At 69.6% G+C, this 18,780-nt stretch carries 13 protein-coding genes, 1 tRNA gene and 2 pseudogenes; 7 read left to right on the top strand and 9 right to left on the bottom strand.

The features are described 5' to 3' along the window. Nucleotides 1-247: 247 nt before the first annotated feature. On the top strand, nt 248-1,138 hold the full coding sequence (locus C3488_RS03785; RefSeq protein ID WP_103837846.1) for a Yip1 family protein: 891 nt from the start codon (nt 248-250) through the stop codon (nt 1,136-1,138). Nucleotides 1,139-1,949: 811 nt separating this feature from the next. Here the strand turns inward: C3488_RS03785 and C3488_RS03780 are convergent. Beyond that, on the bottom strand, nt 1,950-2,462 hold the full coding sequence (locus C3488_RS03780; protein WP_103837845.1) for a phosphoribosyltransferase: 513 nt from the start codon (nt 2,460-2,462) through the stop codon (nt 1,950-1,952). Between the two features lie 7 nt (nt 2,463-2,469). After that, nucleotides 2,470-3,045: a dCTP deaminase gene (dcd, locus tag C3488_RS03775; RefSeq protein WP_103837844.1), complete on the bottom strand. Its 576-nt coding sequence runs from the start codon at nt 3,043-3,045 to the stop codon at nt 2,470-2,472. A gap of 523 nt (nt 3,046-3,568) precedes the next feature. On the opposite strand from dcd, the gene C3488_RS03770 reads away from it, so the two are divergent. Next, nucleotides 3,569-3,642, top strand: a tRNA-Gly gene (locus C3488_RS03770). A 49-nt stretch (nt 3,643-3,691) separates the two neighbouring features. On the opposite strand, the pseudogene C3488_RS40380 reads toward C3488_RS03770, so the two are convergent. The 3 genes and pseudogenes from C3488_RS40380 to C3488_RS03750 form a co-directional block, all read right to left on the bottom strand. Further along, nucleotides 3,692-4,860 (bottom strand): annotated as a pseudogene (locus C3488_RS40380) (tyrosine-type recombinase/integrase). Beyond that, nucleotides 4,860-5,072, bottom strand: a complete 213-nt coding sequence (locus C3488_RS03760; protein ID WP_103837961.1) for an excisionase family DNA-binding protein — start codon at nt 5,070-5,072, stop codon at nt 4,860-4,862. The pseudogene C3488_RS40380 and the gene C3488_RS03760 overlap by 1 nt, the downstream one beginning before the upstream one ends. A gap of 242 nt (nt 5,073-5,314) precedes the next feature. Then, a pseudogene (locus tag C3488_RS03750) lies at nt 5,315-5,746 on the bottom strand (DUF2637 domain-containing protein); the annotation flags it as partial. Nucleotides 5,747-5,922: 176 nt separating this feature from the next. Here C3488_RS03750 and C3488_RS42330 point away from each other — a divergent pair. Further along, nucleotides 5,923-6,129, top strand: a complete 207-nt coding sequence (locus C3488_RS42330; RefSeq protein ID WP_308460654.1) for a hypothetical protein — start codon at nt 5,923-5,925, stop codon at nt 6,127-6,129. 1,167 nt (nt 6,130-7,296) lie between these two features. Further along, nucleotides 7,297-7,674 carry a hypothetical protein gene (locus C3488_RS03735; RefSeq protein ID WP_258053278.1) on the top strand — a complete coding sequence of 126 codons (378 nt, stop codon included), beginning with the start codon at nt 7,297-7,299 and terminating at the stop codon, nt 7,672-7,674. 179 nt (nt 7,675-7,853) lie between these two features. On the opposite strand, the gene C3488_RS03730 is transcribed toward C3488_RS03735, so the two are convergent. The 3 genes from C3488_RS03730 to C3488_RS03710 all read right to left on the bottom strand — a co-directional run bounded on the left by C3488_RS03730 (nt 7,854) and on the right by C3488_RS03710 (nt 11,495). Next, complete coding sequence (locus C3488_RS03730) at nt 7,854-8,168, bottom strand: hypothetical protein (RefSeq protein WP_103837842.1); 315 nt, start codon at nt 8,166-8,168, stop codon at nt 7,854-7,856. 149 nt (nt 8,169-8,317) lie between these two features. Continuing rightward, nucleotides 8,318-8,779: a PH domain-containing protein gene (locus C3488_RS03725; protein WP_258053277.1), complete on the bottom strand. Its 462-nt coding sequence runs from the start codon at nt 8,777-8,779 to the stop codon at nt 8,318-8,320. Nucleotides 8,780-9,875: 1,096 nt separating this feature from the next. Beyond that, a complete protein-coding gene (locus C3488_RS03710; protein WP_258053276.1) occupies nt 9,876-11,495 on the bottom strand; it encodes a peptide-N4-asparagine amidase in 1,620 nt (539 codons plus the stop codon). 290 nt (nt 11,496-11,785) lie between these two features. Here C3488_RS03710 and C3488_RS03705 point away from each other — a divergent pair, with 290 nt between their 5' ends. After that, the gene (locus tag C3488_RS03705; protein WP_103837839.1) at nt 11,786-12,778 is read left to right on the top strand and encodes a sigma-70 family RNA polymerase sigma factor; all 993 of its coding nucleotides are present in this window, start codon (nt 11,786-11,788) and stop codon (nt 12,776-12,778) included. Nucleotides 12,779-13,022: 244 nt separating this feature from the next. On the opposite strand, the gene C3488_RS03700 is transcribed toward C3488_RS03705, so the two are convergent. Next, nucleotides 13,023-15,851, bottom strand: a complete 2,829-nt coding sequence (locus C3488_RS03700) for a glycoside hydrolase family 2 TIM barrel-domain containing protein (protein ID WP_258053275.1) — start codon at nt 15,849-15,851, stop codon at nt 13,023-13,025. 373 nt (nt 15,852-16,224) lie between these two features. Between C3488_RS03700 and C3488_RS03695 the strand changes: the two genes are divergently transcribed. Further along, nucleotides 16,225-17,805: a hypothetical protein gene (locus tag C3488_RS03695; protein WP_103837837.1), complete on the top strand. Its 1,581-nt coding sequence runs from the start codon at nt 16,225-16,227 to the stop codon at nt 17,803-17,805. A 113-nt stretch (nt 17,806-17,918) separates the two neighbouring features. Beyond that, on the top strand, nt 17,919-18,780 hold an 862-nt coding region (locus tag C3488_RS03690; RefSeq protein WP_103837836.1), incomplete at its 3' end, for a MoxR family ATPase.

Here is an 18,780-nt window from a genome sequence, read left to right as displayed (position 1 = left end):
CAGGGCGGCCGTACGCCGCCGAACGGCGCAACGGCCGAGGGGCCGGGATCGCGGAAGGCGACCCCGGCCCCTCGGCTGTTGCGGGGTCGCACAAGTCCGGGGCGCACCGCAAACACCGACAGCACACTGAGACGTCCCTGATTCGGCGCCTGACGGTCCCTTAGGGGATGTCACAGCTCGGCAGCAAAGCGGGCCGTCGGCCCCGGACCCGGCACGTCACCCTCCGGGAACAGGTACGTTCGAAGACGTGGCTGGATTCAGGATCGGGCGCGGCCGGGAGGCCCGCGCTCCTCAAGCGCGACCGCAGCAACCGCCGTACGGCCGGCAGGCGCCGCAGGCCCCCTCGTACGGCTACCCCGCCGCGCCTCAGCAGCAGTACGGCGGGGCCGGGCCCTACGGCGGCCGCCCGCAGTGGCAGTCACCGCAGGCCCAGGGCGAGCCGGAGTACTTCGGCGACGACGGTCAGGGCCACCCGCACACCGCGGACCCGTACGCGGCCAACAACCCGGGCCACACCCAGGCCTTCACCGTCGGCGAGGACCCCTACAGCGAGGGCGAGACCTATCGCGCGGGCCAGGCCTCGGCACCGCCGGCCGGCCCGCGCCTGCACTGGAAGGAGCTGCTGCGGGGCATCGTGCTGTCCCCGACCCAGACGTTCCTCCAGATGCGGGACTACACGATGTGGGGCCCGGCCCTGATCGTGACGTTCCTGTACGGCCTGCTCGCGGTCTTCGGCTTCGACGGCGCCCGTCAGGACGCGATCAACGCCACGCTCTCCAACGCCATCCCGATCGTCCTGACGACCGCAGTGGCGATCGTGATCAGCTCCTTCGTCCTGGGCGTGGTCACCCACACCCTGGCCCGCCAGCTCGGCGGCGACGGCGCCTGGCAGCCCACGGTCGGCCTGTCCATGCTGATCATGTCCATCACGGACGCGCCGCGCCTGGTCGTCGCGATGTTCTTCGGCGGCAACGCCTCCTTCGTCCAGCTCCTGGGCTGGGCGACCTGGGTCGCGGCCGGCGCGCTGCTGACCCTGATGGTCTCCAAGTCCCACGACCTGCCGTGGCCGAAGGCCCTGGGCGCGTCGGCGATCCAGCTGATCGCGATCCTGTCGATCATCAAGCTGGGGACGTTCTAGTCGCGCGGCTTCGACGGCTTCCACGAAGGCTCCGGCGCCGAGTCCTGGGCACCGGAGCCTCGGCACGCGGCAAGGCCGCCCCGGACAGGGACGGCGAGTCCGGACGAACGCCTGGCCCTGGGCACGACCGAGAGCCCCCGAGTCGGCTCGGACTCACGATTTCCCCGCCCAGCGGGATGGTTCAAGCCCCGGCTGCGCGCCGCTCGCCGGGCGCGCTTCCCGGCTCCGCTACGGGCGACGCTCCTGCCTCCGGCCCGCTCCGCCCGCGCTGCACCGACGCGCGCCCACTGGTGGAATGGGGCCGGGGCCATGAGCCGATCACCGCACAGAGCGGCCCACGGCCGAGACGATGGTTGCGGACGCCGCTCCGGCCGGAACAACGAAGAGACCACCCATCCGGCCGGGGTGGTCTCTTATGGGGCCTGTCCGACGGGTCGCGTCACCGACCCCGCACCCGCCGGCACTGTCACCCGAATGGCGCAACATGGCGTGCCACCCACATGGGTGAACATCAAGCTGACTAGTGCCCCAACCGAGGCAATCCGTGAAGGGGAACCACATGAGCATTGACTTCCGCGAGGAGCATCACGGCCAGGAGGAACACGCGCCGACCTGGTCGATGAGGGAGCCCTGAGGCTCCGTGCCGGACGAGACGGCCCTGCTCAAGATCCTGTGCGGCGGCTGACACCGACAAGCACGAACCACAGCGGTCGAGGCCGAACCTCGGGGACGATCGGCCAAGGCGCAGGGGCGGTCGGTAGGCACCGACACCTGGGCGGTCGTCACCCGGGGCGCCGGCCCCAGCCTCGATCTACAGGGCTTCCTTCGAGGGCGTGATCGGCTCTCCCGACTTACGTACCGGAGGCAGAACACTCCACGGGAAGTTGATCCAGTCGTCGGTCCGCTTCCACACGTACTCGCACTTCACCAGCGACTGGGACTTCTCGTAGATCACCGCGGAGCGGACCTCGGCGACGGTCTCCACACAGAAGTCGTGCACGAGTTTCAGCGTCTTGCCGGTGTCGGCCACGTCGTCGGCGATCAGCACCTTCTTGTCGGTGAAGTCGATCGCGTTGGGAACGGGGGCGAGCATCACGGGCATGTCGAGGGTGGTGCCCACACCGGTGTAGAACTCGACGTTGACCAGATGGATGTTCTTGCAGTCCAGGGCGTACGCGAGACCGCCGGCCACGAACACCCCGCCGCGCGCGATGCTGAGCACGATGTCGGGCTCGTAGCCGTCGTCGGCGATGGTCTGGGCGAGTTCCCGGACGGCGCGTCCGAAGTCCTCGTAGGTCAGGTTCTCTCGTGCGTCGCTCGTCATGTCTCGCTCACACCTGCGTCCGGTGGAAGTTCAGGAAGGAACGGGACGGCGTGGGGCCGCGCTGGCCCTGGTAGCGCGAACCGTACCGCTCGCTGCCGTAGGGGAACTCGGCCGGCGAGCTCAGCCGGAACATGCACAGCTGCCCGATCTTCATGCCCGGCCAGAGCTTGATCGGAAGGGTGGCGAGGTTGGACAGCTCCAGCGTGACGTGCCCGGAGAAGCCGGGGTCGATGAACCCCGCGGTGGAGTGGGTGACGAGCCCGAGCCGTCCGAGGGAGCTCTTGCCCTCGAGCCGCGAAGCAAGATCGTCGGGGAGGGTGATGACCTCGTAGGTCGAGGCCAGCACGAACTCCCCGGGATGCAGGATGAACGGCTCGTCGCCCTCGGGCTCGACCAGCCGCGTGAGGTCGACCTGCTCGATGGAGGGGTCGATGTGGGGGTACCTGTGGTTCTCGAACACCCGGAAGTAGCGGTCGAGCCGCACGTCGATGCTCGAGGGCTGCACCATGGTCGGATCGAACGGGTCGATCACGACCCGGCCCTTGTCGATCTCGGTCCGGATGTCCTTGTCTGAGAGAAGCACGCCCCGAGAATACGCAAGGCGCGCGGAGCCGCCACAATCGCGACGGCTCCACGCGCCGAACCGCTGGCCGCTACGGCCTCTCCGCTCCTGCCGCTACTGCTTCTGCAAGGTCACCGGCACCGCACTGCGGAGCCGGGCGCAGCGGGGACACCGGACGAGCCGGCCGGGGCCGAGGCGCCCGGCCTGCTGCATCGGGAACGAAGCGGTGCTGAACACGTGCCCTTCGGCACAACGGACGACGGTGCGCTCCATCAAGTCCTCAGAGTCCCTTCCCCAAGAGGCTTCGTCTCACTGCCGTGACGGACGACGAAAGCCACATTACGGGATGAAAGGGACGGCCCTCCAGGCGGCACTCCGGCCGCGCACACCCCCTCCGCTCCCCCACCACCGTACGCCCCAACTCCGGCCGCCCGCAGCCGGATCCACACCCGGAAACGACACCGGACCCCAGGGCGCGAGCACCGGGGGTCCGGGATGAGGTACAGTGAGCAGCGTTCCGGACCGATCTCCGGTCGGGACTTACGCGGGTGTAGTTTAATGGTAGAACATCAGCTTCCCAAGCTGAGAGCGCGAGTTCGATTCTCGTCACCCGCTCCACGACGAAGGCCCAGGTCAGAGACCCGGGCCTTTTTGCTGTCCTCGGTGATCATCCGCCGCGTGCCAGATTCGTGCCAGAAGGCTTGTCGGATGGCTTCTGAGCTGCGGCGGCCCGAGCCTTCCTGACGGTGGCGTCGAGGCCCGCGGCGACCTCCTCCTGGCGCTCCTCGTCGGAGTGCTGATAGATCAGCGCCGCCTTCTCCGAGGACTGCCCCGCGCGGACCATCGTGTCCTTGAGCGTGGCCCGGATCGCGTCGACAGGGTGTGCCCGGTGTGACGAAGATCGTAGAACCGGAAGCCCTCGGGCATGCCGACGATCTCCCGCGCCTTGGGCCACCTCCGGCCGAAGGTACTCCGCCGGAAGGGAGCGCCTTTCTCACCGACGAAGACCAGGCCGTCGGGCCCCGGCTCCGCGAAGGACTCCAGGTGCCAGCGCGGCTCACGACGGAGGAACTCGGGGAGGATCACGGTCCGGGTGCCGGCCTCCGACTTGGTGTCGCCCTGGACCCGCCGCCCGTTCATCCGCTCCGGCTCGGCGAGGCGCACGCGAATGCGCAGGGTGTCGAGGTCGACGTCCCGACGACGCAGGCCGGCCAGCTCCTCGGGGCGCAGCGGACCGTAGGCGCCGAGGTAGACCATCAGCCGCCACCGCATCCCGGCCGCTCCGGCGAGGGCATCGGCCTGGGCCACAGTAGCGATGCGCCGCTCCGCCGCCTTCTCCTTACCGGCACCCTTGATCCGGCACGGGTTGCGCACGGATCAGTTCGTCATCAACGGCCGTTTCCATGATCGCCTTGAGGAGCCGGTACGCCTTGGCCGTCATCGTCTTGGCGCCCGTGGTCCGCAGCCGATCAGCCCGCCACTCACGAACGCGGGGCGCGGTGATCTCATCCAGGTCCGAGTCGGCGAAGGCGGAGAGATGCTTGTCGAGGAGGTACCGGTAGAGATCCCGAGTCAGCGGTGCAAGTTCCCGTTCCTCCACCCACTTGTCGGCGTAGGCCCGAAAGCTCACAGCCCCGGCTTCGGGGTCGCGCCACTCACCACGGCGAATCTCGGTCTGCTTTTCAGCAAGCCAGTCGTCCGCGTCCGCAACGGTCTCGAAGGTGAGGGGAGCGGGGCGCATCACGCCGTCAGGCCCCGGTAGCGCGCCTGATAGGGGCCGGACGGTAGCCGTCTGATCGCGCCGAAACGGCGCCGCCTGCCCTTGTTGTTGGCCATCAGGCTGCCCTCCCGTAGCGAGCACGGGGCCCCCTGCGCGGCTCCACGGTGTGGGACGTGATGAACTCGTCGACCGCGCTCTCGGGGATACGTACATGTCGGCCGACCTTGACGTACCGGATGCGCCGCTCCTCGATGAGCCGCCGGGGGAAGCGGGCGCTCGTGCCGAGCAGTTCGGCGACCTGGTCGACGGACAGGTAGCGATCGGTCACTTGGTCGGTTCTCCTTCCGTTCCGGGGGCGGGTTCGAGGGATGCGGCAAGCCAGGCTTCGGTGTCGGACAGGCCGGTTCCGGCGAAGACCCAGTGCGCGAGGACGTACGTCGTGTGGGGCTCGGGACCGTTGGCCGCTGTCGACGGCATGGAAGTGGACGGCGCCGCGCTTCTGGTACTCGGCGACCTTGGCGAAGGACACGCGCGCGTGGTCGCGGAACCTCCGTTGTGACAGCCCCGCGCGCCGAGCCGGGCGCGCAGGGTGGGGGTGTCGATGGGACTTCCGGCACGGGTGCGGTGTTGGTCGGCGACCTTGCGGGCGTGTTCGACGAGGGCGGCCGGGACGGGGATGGCGGGACGCTCGGGCGGTGGCTCCACGGTGGCCGGTTGGGCGGGCGGCACGGGTGTCGGCTCGGGCGCGTCCTCCGGCGCGGGTGCGTCCTCCTGGTCCTCGATCTCCTCGGTGTCGGCGGTGGTAGTCGTCGGCGCCGAGTGAGCGAGGAGCGTTCCGCCGAGGAAGGCGACCGCGGGCCAGCCCGCGACGAGGATGCGCAGCCAGGCCGGCACCTGGTGCATGTCGACTAGTCCGGCCGTCGCGACGTTCGCGCCGAGGGAGGCGGCGAGCGCGATGACGAACCAGCACCACCCTGCCGCTTTCGCGTCACTCGTCCGCAGTCACTCTTCACGCAGTCCCGGCCAGGAGGACGCCCGTGCTGACGTCGACCAGGGCTGAAGACCCGACCGCAGGCGGACAGCACGCCTCATACCAATGCCGGGCTGCCGCCTACCCCCTGCACGAGTTCCGATCCATCGCACTGGGATCACACCGCGTCGCGAGCCCCCGCCTGGCAGTGCGCTGGCTCCGGGAGCGCACGACCCACATCACGGACCAGCTCGACACCGCATACGCCAGGCCAGGCATCCACTGGCTCAGCGACGAACCAGAGCAAGAACGAGCCCTCGCCTACCTGGCCGCCGGAACGGCCTACCAGCTCACCCTGTACGACGACACCACCCGCTACGTACTCGTGGCCTACCCCCAAGGAGCGGCATCGTGAAGGGCCCCGTACGCGGCTACTGGTGCGAATGCTGGACGCAAGACCTCCGCGACGAGCGGCCAAAGCCGTTCCGCCGCCCTCGGGTCTCGGGCCAGCGGCCCTCTTGCAGGACCGCGAAGAAGATAACGGGGCGAAGGCCCGGTTGTGGCGAAGGTCATGTCACGGCTCAGCCTGAACGTAGTCCTGCGCGCCAGATGCCTTGAATGTGAAGCTGCTTCCCGGATGTGCCGTCGATCAGGGTGTGGTGGCCCACGGGTTCCGGGAGGGTGACCTGGACCGGCACCCACCTGGCGTCCTGGGGGCATGGAGGGGCTGACCGGGTGATTCCCAGCAACTTAAGAGTGACTTCCCCGTCTTTCTCCGCAGCCGACAGGTGTACGGCTCGCTCGCAGCCTCCTGCATACCCTCGCGTATGAAGCACGCGACCGTCCGCGGATTCGGTGATGGGCTGGGTGATCCTCTGTGGCGTGACCGCGGTGACGGCCGTTGAGGCCTTGGGTGAACCGCTCTCTCCGGGCTGCCCGTTGGCCGCACCGCCGCAGCCGCTCAGCGCAAGCAAGCAGGCGGTCGCCAGGATAGCGCCGCCCAATCTCACAGTCGTCACACTCCTTCGATGCGCCGCGACGCCATCCGGTTCCCTGCGCGGGCCGTTTCCACGGAGGCGATGTACCAGTTGCGCTGGGACAGCTTCGCCAAGTCCGTCACGCCTGCGGTCAAGCATCCCCGTGTCGCTTGAGTGTCCAACTGCGTGACAACGCCGACGTACAGCGACGGACAAGCGCGGACGCCTGCGGACCATCACAGCAGGTGAGGGGTGCGACAGCCCGAGGTCAAGGACCCGCCCAAGTTGCTTCGGGACGAAGCCGTCGCTCCGTTAGGGTGCGCTACATGACCGAGGCCCCGGCCTGTCCCGAGTGCAGCCAGCCCGTGAAGTTCGGCGGCTTCGTCCTCGTAAGACGGGAGGGCGATGGCCGGCGGACCTGCCGGGCGCTGTGGAGGTGTACCGGTCGGCATGTCTGGTGGCGCTGGGCCGACCGGCCGGAGGAGCCGTTGGAGGCCTGCCCGATGCCCGGGCTGTTCCGCTGACATCCAACGCTGGCGCCGCCATCGCCGTACCCGCCGCGGCCGTCCCTGGTCAGCGAAGTCACGATCGGAGAGTCTGGGGGCATGCTGCTACCGCTCACCCATGGGAAGACCGAGCTCATCGAGGTCGTCCGCATCACCGACCCCGTCAGGCACCTCCGTTCGGAAGACCTGGCCGGCGACACTGCCGCGATCTGGCAGGGAGACCAAGCCCAACAGGCCCTGTCCCTGATCGCCGACCTACCAGGAAGTGAGCTGTACCGCTGCTTCCTCCCGGGCTGGGGAATCCGGGCGCACAGCTCCACCGATCAGCTCTTCGAGATCGCCTTCTGCTTCCGCTGTCACGGTGCCCGTATCTGGGGCCCGGGTCTTCCTGTCGAACAACAAGGCCAGACCTTCGACGCAGAGAGCCCTGCCGCACTTGAACTGCTCCACCGATTCCGCTCCTGCCTGCCGGACTGATGTCTCGGCAGCTTGGGGACGAAGAGGTCGCCGTGCCATAACCGTGCCAGATACAGGGGTCAGCAGCGGTCAACAAGGGTGGCTGGCGGGCGCGTCTGTGCCCGCCATCTCGCCCGCCGAAGCAGCAGGTCACCGGCCCGACGCCCCACCCTCTCTCCTAAAGTGGTTGTCCAGCCCGCTCACCGAGTCCACACGCGCTGGAACTCTTCGGCCGGGATGGCCTCCAGCGGATCCTGTTCAGGATCGATCGCTTGGTCTGTCAGGCCGCCGTGCTCGTCCTCCAGGTGCTCCCAGCTGTACCGGTGAAGCTGGCCGGCCGCGGTCAGCTCGGCCTGCTTGATGACGATCAACTCGCTGCGGTCGGGTACGGCCTCGATGTACCAGAGGCCGCCTTCTTCGTCAGCGTGGCGGAAGTGGTGCCGCAGGGTGGCGCTCTCGTCGAGTGCTCGGTAGTACGCCGTGATCTCTGCCGCGATGCGCTCCAGGTCAACCACGGGACCATCGTGCCAGCGAGCGCGCGCAGTTGGGCCGCTCTGACATCCATAAGTGACATCAACGGCGCCGGACGCCAGCACTCCTCGACGACCTGGCATGGCCAGTGTGGCCGGGTGGCTCTCCGGCAGGGCCGAGGAGGGATCGGCTCCTAAAGCGGGTGCGCACTGTGGAGTTGGGCATCAACGATCCGCCGCACATCAGCGAACCGCTCATCCTGCCGAGTTCCACCTGCCAGACCACTCAGGGCGTACGCCGAGTATGTGAACCCGTCCGTCGAGTGGAACTGCGCACCCCAATTGCCGAGGCTCACCGCGCTGACACACGACCACGGCAGACGTTGAGTGCCCCAGGGATTCACCATGACGATCAGGTCCGTCGTGAGTTCCAGCCGTACGCGAAGGAGAACCCACCAGGCGAAGAGGCCGAACCCCAGAGCGACGGCACTGGCGATCCCTGCGGAGCCCACGGACTGCATGCCCGGGTGGGAGAGCACGCCCAGCCACGCGGACAGCGCCCCGCCCGCTGGGCCGACAGCCAGCACGTAGCCCATAAGCCGACCGGACCAGCCCACCCGCCACACACCGATGACACCGTCTCGCACGTCGCCCATGGTTCGAATGATCCTCGCCCATGCCTCACAGCGGAACCGTCCGAGCCACGACGTCGAACCCACGACCGACCGCCGGTAGTTCAGGACGAAGCGCTCGTGCCAGAAGCGTGCCAGGTTGTAAGGGGAACCACGGGGAACACCGGGGAACCAGTCGACCGCCCACCGGGCCCCGACGCTGCTCCGCTTCAGGTCAGCGCCAGAACAGGCCCTAAATGCCCTGAGCTTCCCAAGCTGAGAGCGCGAGTTCGATTCTCGTCACCCGCTCCAGAGAAAAACCCCAGGTCAGCGACCTGGGGTTTGTTTGTTGATGCTGGCTCTCCGGTGGCGTCGGCCAGCCTCTGATCTTCAGATCGGCACTGCCCCTTCGGTGACGGCGGAGGAACGACCGCATCGGCCGTGAGGCTGCCGGTGCCGTGGCAGCCTCACGGCCGGGCAGGCCGGCTCAGCGGGTGACCATGAGGGCGTCGAGGATGACGGTGGATCGTCCGGGTGTGCTGCCGGTAGGACCCGCACCTGCACCTTGTGGGTCGTGATCGTGGTGCCGAGCGTGTAGGTGAACACCACGTGCCGGTAGGCAGTCGTCGCGGCGTAAGTGTTCACCGTACCGACCGTTTTTCCGTCCAAGACCGCGAAGCGCCCGCCCGACGACTTCCGGGTTGCGACTATGCGCAGTTGGGTGCCATCCGCTGAGAAGGACACGTACGCGCCCTTGGTGGCGGAGGTGCGTTCGGTGCCGGACCAGGCGGAAGATGCCGCTATCGACTTCCAGGTGCCCGTGTAGTGCAGTTCCGCCGCACGTCGTCGACCGGGATGCCGCGGTGGTCGCCGCCTTGCTCCAGGAGCCGGTCTGGCCGGCGTCGTCGTGGGCGCGGACGTGGAACCGGTAGGTGAGGCCGGGCACCGGCTTCACGGGGCTGCCGGCTTTGCCGAAGAGGGTTCCCACGACAGTTCGCGTTGGGGCCCCGGCGATTTGTACGGGTGGCTGCGCAGAGGAGACCGGCCATGTAACCCCGCCGATGGAACTCCGCCGCGAGGCCGTGATGCGTGGCTTCGCGGCGGAGACGAAGGGGCTGCACGTCAAGGGGTGGGCCCGGGGTCAGCAGCCTCGTACGTCCTTCGTCAGCACCCCTTGCTCCGTCGCGAGCGTGTGGTCGTAGCACGTGCCGGGTGCCCGGAGCAGGTAGCGCTCGCTTGTTGTGGCCACCGCGTGCCGGTCCTCGCGGGGGACGCCGAGGGTGAAGGTGGCGTCCCCCTGGTAGGTGTCGTCGATGCGGGTGGCGTCGAGGAGCGCGTGGTCGCCGACGGACATGATCACGCGGAGGCGGTCGGCGCTGTCGATGGTGGAGCGGCCGTCGAGTGTGTAGGTGCGGTTCGTACGGGACGCATGCCCGTTGGTAATCACGGCCTGGTGGTCGGTCCACGTGCCGGTCTGGTCGTCGGTGTTCTCGTCCGGCGTCCACTGGTGGTCGATCGCGGTCGTGACGGTCCGCTCGACCGTCGTCGTCACCCGGCCGTGGGAGGTGTCGAGGTAGCCGGAGACCGTCAACCGGTCCTCGCCTTCGGTCACCAGGTGCCGCAGCGAGCCGTCAGTGTAGGTGTTGCTCACCGCCGGATCCGCTTGCTTGTACGACGTCACGGCACCCGTCACCACCGACTTGTGCGCGTCCTGCCACACCAGGATGTTCGTCGGCGCGCTCCACCCCGTCTGCCCGGCCGGCAGTCCGACCACCGACACGTCGACCGTGTGCGGCCTGCCGTCGTTGAGCAGCCCCGCGAACGGGGTCAGGTCGAACTCCAGCGGTCGTACGTCAAAGGTGTTCGGGGAGGGAATCACCGACCACAGATACGGCGACCAGCCCCCGGTCCACACATTCGGATACGGCGAGGCGATTCCGGCGACCCTCCCGTCGATGCTCACCTGCACCTCGCGGTACGGACCCTTGTCCCCGCCCTGGCAGGAGTACGACGCGGAAGGCGTGACCGCCGAGTACCAGAACTCCTCACAACCGCCGCCCGACCCGGTGGCGTACACCTCGGCGAGGATCCGCTCGGAGTTGCGCGGAGTGGTCAGCGAGGCGCCGGTCGTCACGCTGTCGCCGTCGCTGAGGGGGATGACCTGGTCGGGAGCGGAGGAGGTGTGGCCGCCCCCGGGGGCGTAGAACGTGAGCGTCACCTTGACGTCGAGAACGCCGGTGTAGGTGTCGTTGACCACGTTGCCTATGAGCATGTCGACGGGCTGCGCGCTGCTCAGCGTCTTCTCGTACTCGGTCACGTCCTTCTCGACGGACCAGTTGATCCCGTCCTGCGACGGCTCGGGCGTCGACGTACGGAAAACCTGAACGCCGCCGATGTCCACATACCCGAGCCGGTCGAACTGCCGCCCCTTCACGCTTCCGTCCATACGCAGGACAACCTTGGACCAGCGGCCAGGGGTTCCGCAGCCCGTGGGCGGGGTGTAGGTGCCGGTGTAGGGGGTGAAGTCCTTGAACTGCGCCTCGGCGACTGTGACCGAACACGAATGGGTGTGCGGCGTGGAGACGGCCGGGGCGGCGGTCACGGGGTCGTGATAGTCGGTCCCGAACTCCGCCGGCACCGTGTCCGCGGAGGCTGTGCCCAGGGACAGGCTCAGAGCGGCAAGCGCGCCGGTCAGCACGGTGGCCGTCCTGCCCGGGCGTATCAGGGATCTCAGGGGTGCCGTGGATCTCGTGCGTGTCATAGGGCGCAGTGAACAAGCGCATCCCGGCCCCGGCCAAGGGGAGATGGAAAGGTATTGACCAATTCAGAACCGTTCACCGACCGAGCGGCAATGTGCCGGTAACTCTCGCGGCGGCGGAGGCCGGCCAGCTCCTCGGGACGCAGTGGACCGTGGGCGCCGAGGTAGACCGAGGCCCAGGCTCACAGCCTGAGCCTGGACGGGCACCGTCTTCGCCGTCGGCGGGCGCCCGTCGCCCGGTCGCACATGGCCTCCTGATGGTCTCGGTCGGCGTCGGGGGCTAGGGTGACGGCGTGTCTGTTGTCCAGGGTCGTGGCGGCGTCGCCGAACAGCTCGAACCGTTCCGCCGTGAGTTGACGGCTTACTGCTACCGGATGCTTGGTTCGGCTTTCGAGGCAGAGGACGCCGTACAAGAGACGCTGGTACGGGCCTGGTCAAAGTTCGACGGCTTCGAGGGCCGCTCCACGCTGCGTACCTGGTTGTACCGCATAGCGACCAACATCTGCCTGGACATGGCCCCGGCCGCTCAGCGCCGGGCCCGGCCGATGGACCTGTCCTCGCCCATCTCGGCCACCTCACCAGACCCGGCTCAGCTGGAGGAGAACGTCTGGGTGGGGCCGATTCCCGATGCTCGGGTGCTCTCGGGGGATCCGGCTGAGGTCGCGGAGGGACGGGAGACGATCCGGCTGGCCTTCGTCTCGGCGCTGCAAAAGCTCCCGGCGCGCCAGCGCGCTGTGCTGATTCTGCGTGAAGTGCTGGCCTGGTCGGCGGCCGAGACCGCCGAGCTGCTGGAGACGTCGGTCGCCTCGGTCAACAGCGCTTTGCAGCGTGCGCGGGCCACGCTTGCTGCTGGCGGCGGCGTGCCGGACACCGACGTCTTCAATCCGTTGGACGAGACCCAGCAGGCCCTGCTGGCCAGGTATGTCAGGGCTTTCGAGACGCTCGACATCGAGGGGTTGCAGCGGCTGCTGCACGAGGACGCCGTTCTCAACATGCCGCCGTATCAGATGTGGGTGCGGGGAGTGGTGGAGCTGGGGGACTGGTGGCTCGGCGCCGGCTGCGGCTGCCGGGGGTCGCGGATGATCCCCGTGGAGGCGAACGGCACGCCCGCGTTCGCCCAGTACCGGCCGGCCGAGGACGGCAACGGCTGGACGCCCTGGGGGATCACGCTCTTGGAGATCACCAACGGCCGGATCAGCACTATGACCAATCACATGGACACCGACCGGCTGTTCCCCCTCTGGGGGCTACCGATGCGGCTGACCGCCGGCACTGCCTCGAGCTGACGTCTCGCCGGTCTCGTCGCCACCCTGGGCAGGATCCCTCGCGGCGCAGTGCTGGGTCACCTCCCTGTGGAGGAAGGCTGCCCCTGCCGACGGCAAGGTCACCGTCTCCCACCGCATCGGCACTGGCCGTCACGGTCGTGGCGGCAGGCGCACGCCTCGGGAAGGTGAGGTCGAGCGCCTGTTGGAACCGCACGTCGGCAGGGGCCCGGCCGCATGGTGCGGCGTCGGCGAGTGGGTGGACGCGCTACTCGGAGAACGAGAAGTACAGGGTTCGACCGTAGTCGCCCGTCGCCGTGGTGGGGCGGCCGCTCGGGCCGAGCGCGGCCGGTGGGTCGAACTTGGTGCCGATCGCCGGGATGGCGTCGAGGAAGGAGAGATCGCCCTGCGGGAAGGGCGGCGCGGTGTGGCGGGGGTCGGGTCCGAACCGGGGGGTGAAGAGGCGCAAGTAGAGGTTCTCGTCCTCGCCGACCACGGTGAGACGTCCGGCGGTGGTGTGCAGGGACGCCCAGCGGACGCCCGCGTGGTAGCCCTTGAACTCCGGGTACACCCAGCCGTCGGCACCGGTCGCGGTGTCGTTGTACTGCTTCGTCCAGACGTCCGTCGCGACGCCGCGCAGCCGGTTCTTCCACACCCTGTGGGGTCCGTGGCCGAGCCATGTCACGCCGGTGACCTGCGCTTCGGGATGGTCGAAGCCGACGCCGAAGAAGTCGTACTCGCCGGTGAGGTGGTAGCGGTAGTCCAACTGCAGCCAGCCGCTGGGGTGCAGACGCCACCGGACGTGGCGCAGGACGCCGGAGTACTCGGCCTCGACCGTGTAGCCGTTGCCGTCGGGCCCGTGCATCAGGCGGGTGAGGTCGGCCGTTCCGGTGGTGGGCAGCGGGCCGCGGGACAGCGCGAAGTCCCTCCCCCGGTGGGTGACGCCGGCCAGCAGGCCCGTCGTGGCGTCCAGCGTGACCGTGGTGTGGCGGGACGTGAGGGTGAGCGTGTTGTCCTCGAGGGAGCCGCGTACGGCTGGTCCCGGGCCCGTCCGTACCAGCCGTAGGGCCTGGTCGGCGGCGGACGTGATGGTCCATGTCCAGCTGTGGATCTCGCGGCCGTCGGCATCGGTGACGGTGAGCGCCAAGGCGTCGGCGTGTCGCCAGCCGGACGGCAGGGGCAGGCGCAGCACTCCTTGCGCGCCGGGCTCGATGTCCGGAGCGGAGGCGGTGCCCTGGGCGCGCACGGTGTGGCCGTCCCGCCGCTGCGACGGGGTGCGGAAGGCCAGGAGCCGCCACGTGAACCGGCAGGTCCGGGTGTTGGTGAAGGCGTAGTGGTTGGTGAGGCCGATCCGCCCGTCGAAGTCGTCCGGGAGGCCGGAGCTGAACCGCTCGGGCTCGGCGAGTTGTACGGGAGACCAGATGTCCTTGATCGTGTAGAAGCTGGCCTCCTTCTCGCGGAAGGGGCCGAGGATGCCGTCGGGTGCGGCGTTGCCCGCCACGTCGATGGCGCCGCCGAGGTCGTCGCGCACGATGCCTTCGTCGAGCAGTGCCCACAGGAAGCCGCCTGCGGAGAGCCGTTCACGGCCCATCAGCTTCCAGTAGTCGTCGAGCCCCGCGCCGGCGCCACCGTCGTAGAGGCCGTGGAGGAACTCGGTGGGCATGAAGACGTCGCCCCGTTCCTGGAGGATGCGGCGCGTGCTGTCGTACGTCTCGTAGTGGTCGGTGTTGATGCCGCCGAAGTTCGCCCAGGGGTGGAGAACGGTGCGCTGCTGGGGGTCGTGGCGGGCGTAGTCGCCGTCGAGGGCGGTGTTCCAGCCGCCTTCGTTGCCGTTGTCCCAGAACAGGATCGACGGGTGGTTGACATCACGGGTGACCATCTCGGCGACGAGGGGCCTGCCTGCCGTCTCGTCGTAGGACTTCTGCCAGCCGGCCAGTTCGTCGAGCACGTACAGCCCGAGTTCGTCGGCGAGGTCGAGGAAGTGCGTGTCCGGCGGGTAGTGGGACATCCGGACCGCGTTCATGTTCATCTCCTGCATCAGGAGGATGTCCTTGCGGCTGATGCGCGCGCTGGTCGCCCGGCCGGACGTGGGCCAGATGGTGTGCCGGTTGGCTCCTTTGAGGAGGATCTTGACGCCGTTGACGTACACGCCGTCGCCGGGGCGCACCTCGACGGTGCGGAAGCCGAACCTCTCGTCGACGCGGTGGACGGTGCGGTCGTCGCCGCGGAGCGCGACCTCGACGCGGTAGAGGTGCGGGGTCTCAGCCGTCCAGAGCCGGGGGGAGTCGACAGCGGTTCTGAGTGTCACCGTCGTGTCGCCGGGCGCGACGGCCGCGGTGAACGGGGCGCCGACCGGGCGCCCGGAGAGGTCGGTGACCTGGGCGACGAGACGGTCGGCGGTACCGGTACCCGACAGATGGGCGTCGATCCGCAGCGTGCCGTCGGCACGGGCGTCGACGGCGATGCGCTCGATGTGCTGAAGCGGGAAGGCCTCGAGATGGACGGGGCGGTAGATGCCGCCGAAGTTCCAGTAGTCGCCCAGGCGTTCGGCCCGGTTGACGGAGTCGTCGGTGGATTCCTTGCTGACGGTCACCTCCAGGAGGTTGTCCTGCCCCGGACGCAGTTTCCCGGTCACCTCGTGACGGAACCGGTAGAAGCCGCCGCGGTGGACGGGCCCGGCCGACTCGCCGTTGATCCACGCCTCGGTGTCGGTCATCGCCCCTTCGAACACGAGGAAGACGCGCCTGTCACGCCAGTGGGCGGGCGGCGTGAAGGTGTGCCGGTAGTGGCCTTTTTCCTCCGGGACCAGATTCCACCCGTAGTTGTAGGTGCCGTAGCCCTGGAACTCCCAGTTCGACGGAACCGGGATGCTGCCCCAACTGCCGCTGCGCCGCCCGCTGGTGCACAGGAAGTCCCAGTCGACCGGGTGGTCGGCGTCCTCTCCGGACAGGTACAGGCGCTCGGTGCGCGTGGAGGCGTCCGCTGCGTCGGCCGTCTCGGCGGCCCGTGCCGAGCCCGCGGGCAGGCCGCCGGCGACGGCCGCGCCGGCGGCGCCGGCGGCGCCGAGGATCAGAACGCCACGACGTGACATTTGCATGACATCTCCAGCCTTCAAGGCACCATCGGGGAGGGAACGGCGGGGACGTGCGGGGTGGTCGGCGGGACGTGCGGGGTCTCGGCGGACCCGGTCGACACACGGTCGTCGAAGCGCTTGCGCACACAACGCCGCAGATCAGGGCACATCCGTGGGAGCGACGACGACATTAGGAGTCGAATGAATCGAACACAAGAGGGCAGCCGAAGCTGCAGGAGTGCTCGCCGCGCGGCTCCGGGGTTGCGGCGTGCGTCGAAGGAAGGTCGATGGCGGTCCAAGGGGACTGACAGATCATCATCGGTGTGGTTACGATGCTGACGATGAAGAACCTCTTCTCTCACGGATTGGGGGAATCGTTCGCGCAAGGTGAGTGCTGATGGCACATCACTTCGCGAACGGGATTCCGGCCCACTTGTCGATGTGGCAGCGCGTGCGTGAGTACGCCGTGCCACCGTCCATGATCGAGACCGCGACCGCGCGGCGTGCAGTCGGTGACTGGGCGGGGGCCTGCGCCGCCGCCCGGATCGACGTCGATCTCGATCTGCGCGCCGTGCGCAACCGCCACGGCTCCGATCTCGTCACCCAGCTCCGGACAGATCTGCGTCTCCTGGCACCCGATCTGCTCCGTTGGCACATGCCCCGGATCGCCCCCGACGGGCGGCTCCGGCCCGGCCTCACCATCTCCCTGGCCCTCTACCCGAGTTCCGGCGCCACGCCGCTGCAGCTGGTGGTGCGGACACCGCCCGCCTGGGCGGACGCCGGGCAGCGGATGTCCCTGGCGCTGTGGGAGGGGTCCGGGAACGGTGCCCCCGGGCACCATCCGCATCCGCACCCGCATCCCGCCCGGCGCTTCCGGCTCGACCTGCACCGGCATCTCTGGGACTCCGGACGGACCGGCGAACTGGCGCGACGGTGCGCCACGGGCGGGGTACCGTCCGTGGCGTCGGCTTGGGTGGGGCAGCGGCGCAGCTCGCTGACTTCGCCCGAGGGGCCCCACGCACCCGGCCTGCCAGTCCTGCCGAACCGGCCGGACCTGCCGGATCGGGCCGATCGGTTCCATCGTCTCACCGTCCCCGATTCCGGCTGGGCGGTGACGAGTTGGGCCGCCGAGGCGGAGTTGCTGTTGCGGGCCGAGGGGCGCCCTCGCGGGGCCTTCACCGTGCGGCTCGGTGCGCGGAGCCGCGCCGTGCTCGAACTCGTCGCCCCCGACGACAGCCATGCCCCGACCTTCCGGCTGCTGCGGGAGGTTCCGCCGCCGCACGAGATCGCGGCTCTTCCGGTGCTGCCGGAGGCGGCCGCCCGGGTCCTTCCGGATCTGGAGCTGCTGCGGGCCGGGCTGGTCGCGGCCGAGCGGCTGCATCCGCTCGTCGCCGCAGCACTGACGGCGCCCGGCGCGGTGGCGGGGTCCAGCTCGGCGCCGGTGGCCGGCCCCGCCCCCGAACCCGGCGATCCGCACCGGGTGGAGTGCGGGGGCGAGGTCCACCGGATCGCGCTCCGGGACGGGGTGCTGACGGCGATCGACCACGACCCGGCCCAACTGCGCCGGGAGGAACTGCTGGTGGCGCTCGGCGGGCCGGCGCTGCCGTGCCTGCGGGCGATCGACGCGGTGCACCGCAGCCCGGAGGCACTGCCCGCGGTCCGGGAGCGGCTCGGCCACGGTGACGTCGCCGGGGCGCTGGCCGTGGTCGAGGGACTGCTCGGTCCCGGTGCGGTCCTGCGCGACGGACCGCTCCGGGAGGAACTGGCGTCGGCCGCGGCTCGTCGCATCGACCACGGGCTCTTCCGCTCGGGACTGGTCGCCGAGCACCCCGCCGCCGGTGCGGTCGGGGACGGGAACGCATCGGGCGCGCGGCACGCGGAGGCGGGCCACCGTCCTCGGCTCGACCGTCGTACGCCTCACGAAATGCGCCGCAAGCGCAGCAGCCGGGCCCGGCCCCGCACCGGGCTGCACCGCTGACCTGCGGTCCCCGCCCCCCGCCTCCCTTTCCCGCACCGCGCGTTCCTGGCCGCGCCCTCCACGACATCCGGGGCGGCCCGTCCCGTTCCCCTATTCCACACCCGGTGATGCCCATGACTTCCAGCACTCTCCTTCCCACCCCGGTCCCGGCCGTCGGCACACCCGCACCCTCTTCCGCCGACGCATCCGGAACCGGCACCCGACTCGCCGTCGCCGACGACCTCCTGACCCTCCTGCGGACGACCACCACCGAGGCGCGCCCCGACGAACAGCTCGAAGCCCTCACCCTGGCCGTCGCGGCCGACCTGCCCGTGCTGCTCTGGGGCGAGCCGGGCATCGGCAAGACCGCGGCCCTGACGCAGCTCGCCACCTCCCTCGACCTGCCACTGACCACCGTGATCGCCAGCGTCCACGAGCCGTCCGACTTCTCCGGGCTGCCCATCGTGGGCGACGATCCTGCGGTGCAGGGGGTGCCGATGGCGCCGCCGCAGTGGGCGGTGGAGCTCGTGCGGGCCGGGCGGGGGCTGCTCTTCCTGGACGAACTCTCCACCGCCACCCCGGCCGTCCAGGCCGCACTGCTCCGGGTCGTCCTGGAGCGGAGGGTCGGTGCGCTTGAACTGCCGTCGGCGGTGCGGATCGTGGCCGCCGCCAATCCGCGCGCGTCGGCGGCGGACGGGTGGGAGCTGAGCCCGCCGCTGGCCAACCGGTTCGTGCACCTGTACTGGGTGCACGACCGGGAGGTGGTGGTGCGCGGCCTTGGCGGGGTCTGGCCCCGGGCGGAGCTGCCCCGGCTGGTGCCGGAGCGGCTGCCGGAGGCGGTGGCTTTCGCCCGGCGCGCGGTCTGCGGTTTCCTGGAAGCGCGGCCGACCCTGATCCACCGGCTGCCGAGCACCGAGACGCGGCGCGGCGGTGCCTGGCCCTCGCCCAGAAGCTGGGAGGCCGCGTTGACCCTACTGGCCTTCGGCACGGCGGCAT

Source organism: Streptomyces sp. Ru72 (genome assembly GCF_002920635.1).
GTDB lineage: Bacteria > Actinomycetota > Actinomycetes > Streptomycetales > Streptomycetaceae > Streptomyces.
This window is presented reverse-complemented; position numbering and strand designations above follow the sequence as displayed.

What these genes read in the sequence shown, in the direction of transcription:
- C3488_RS03780 (WP_103837845.1), bottom strand. Translation starts at nt 2,462, where the DNA reads ATGACGAGCGACGCACGAGAGAACCTGACCTACGAGGACTTCGGACGC.
- C3488_RS03735 (WP_258053278.1), top strand. Translation starts at nt 7,297, where the DNA reads ATGCTGCTACCGCTCACCCATGGGAAGACCGAGCTCATCGAGGTCGTC.
- C3488_RS03725 (WP_258053277.1), bottom strand. Translation starts at nt 8,779, where the DNA reads ATGGGCGACGTGCGAGACGGTGTCATCGGTGTGTGGCGGGTGGGCTGG.
- C3488_RS03710 (WP_258053276.1), bottom strand. Translation starts at nt 11,495, where the DNA reads ATGACACGCACGAGATCCACGGCACCCCTGAGATCCCTGATACGCCCG.
- C3488_RS03700 (WP_258053275.1), bottom strand. Translation starts at nt 15,851, where the DNA reads ATGCAAATGTCACGTCGTGGCGTTCTGATCCTCGGCGCCGCCGGCGCC.
- C3488_RS03695 (WP_103837837.1), top strand. Translation starts at nt 16,225, where the DNA reads ATGGCACATCACTTCGCGAACGGGATTCCGGCCCACTTGTCGATGTGG.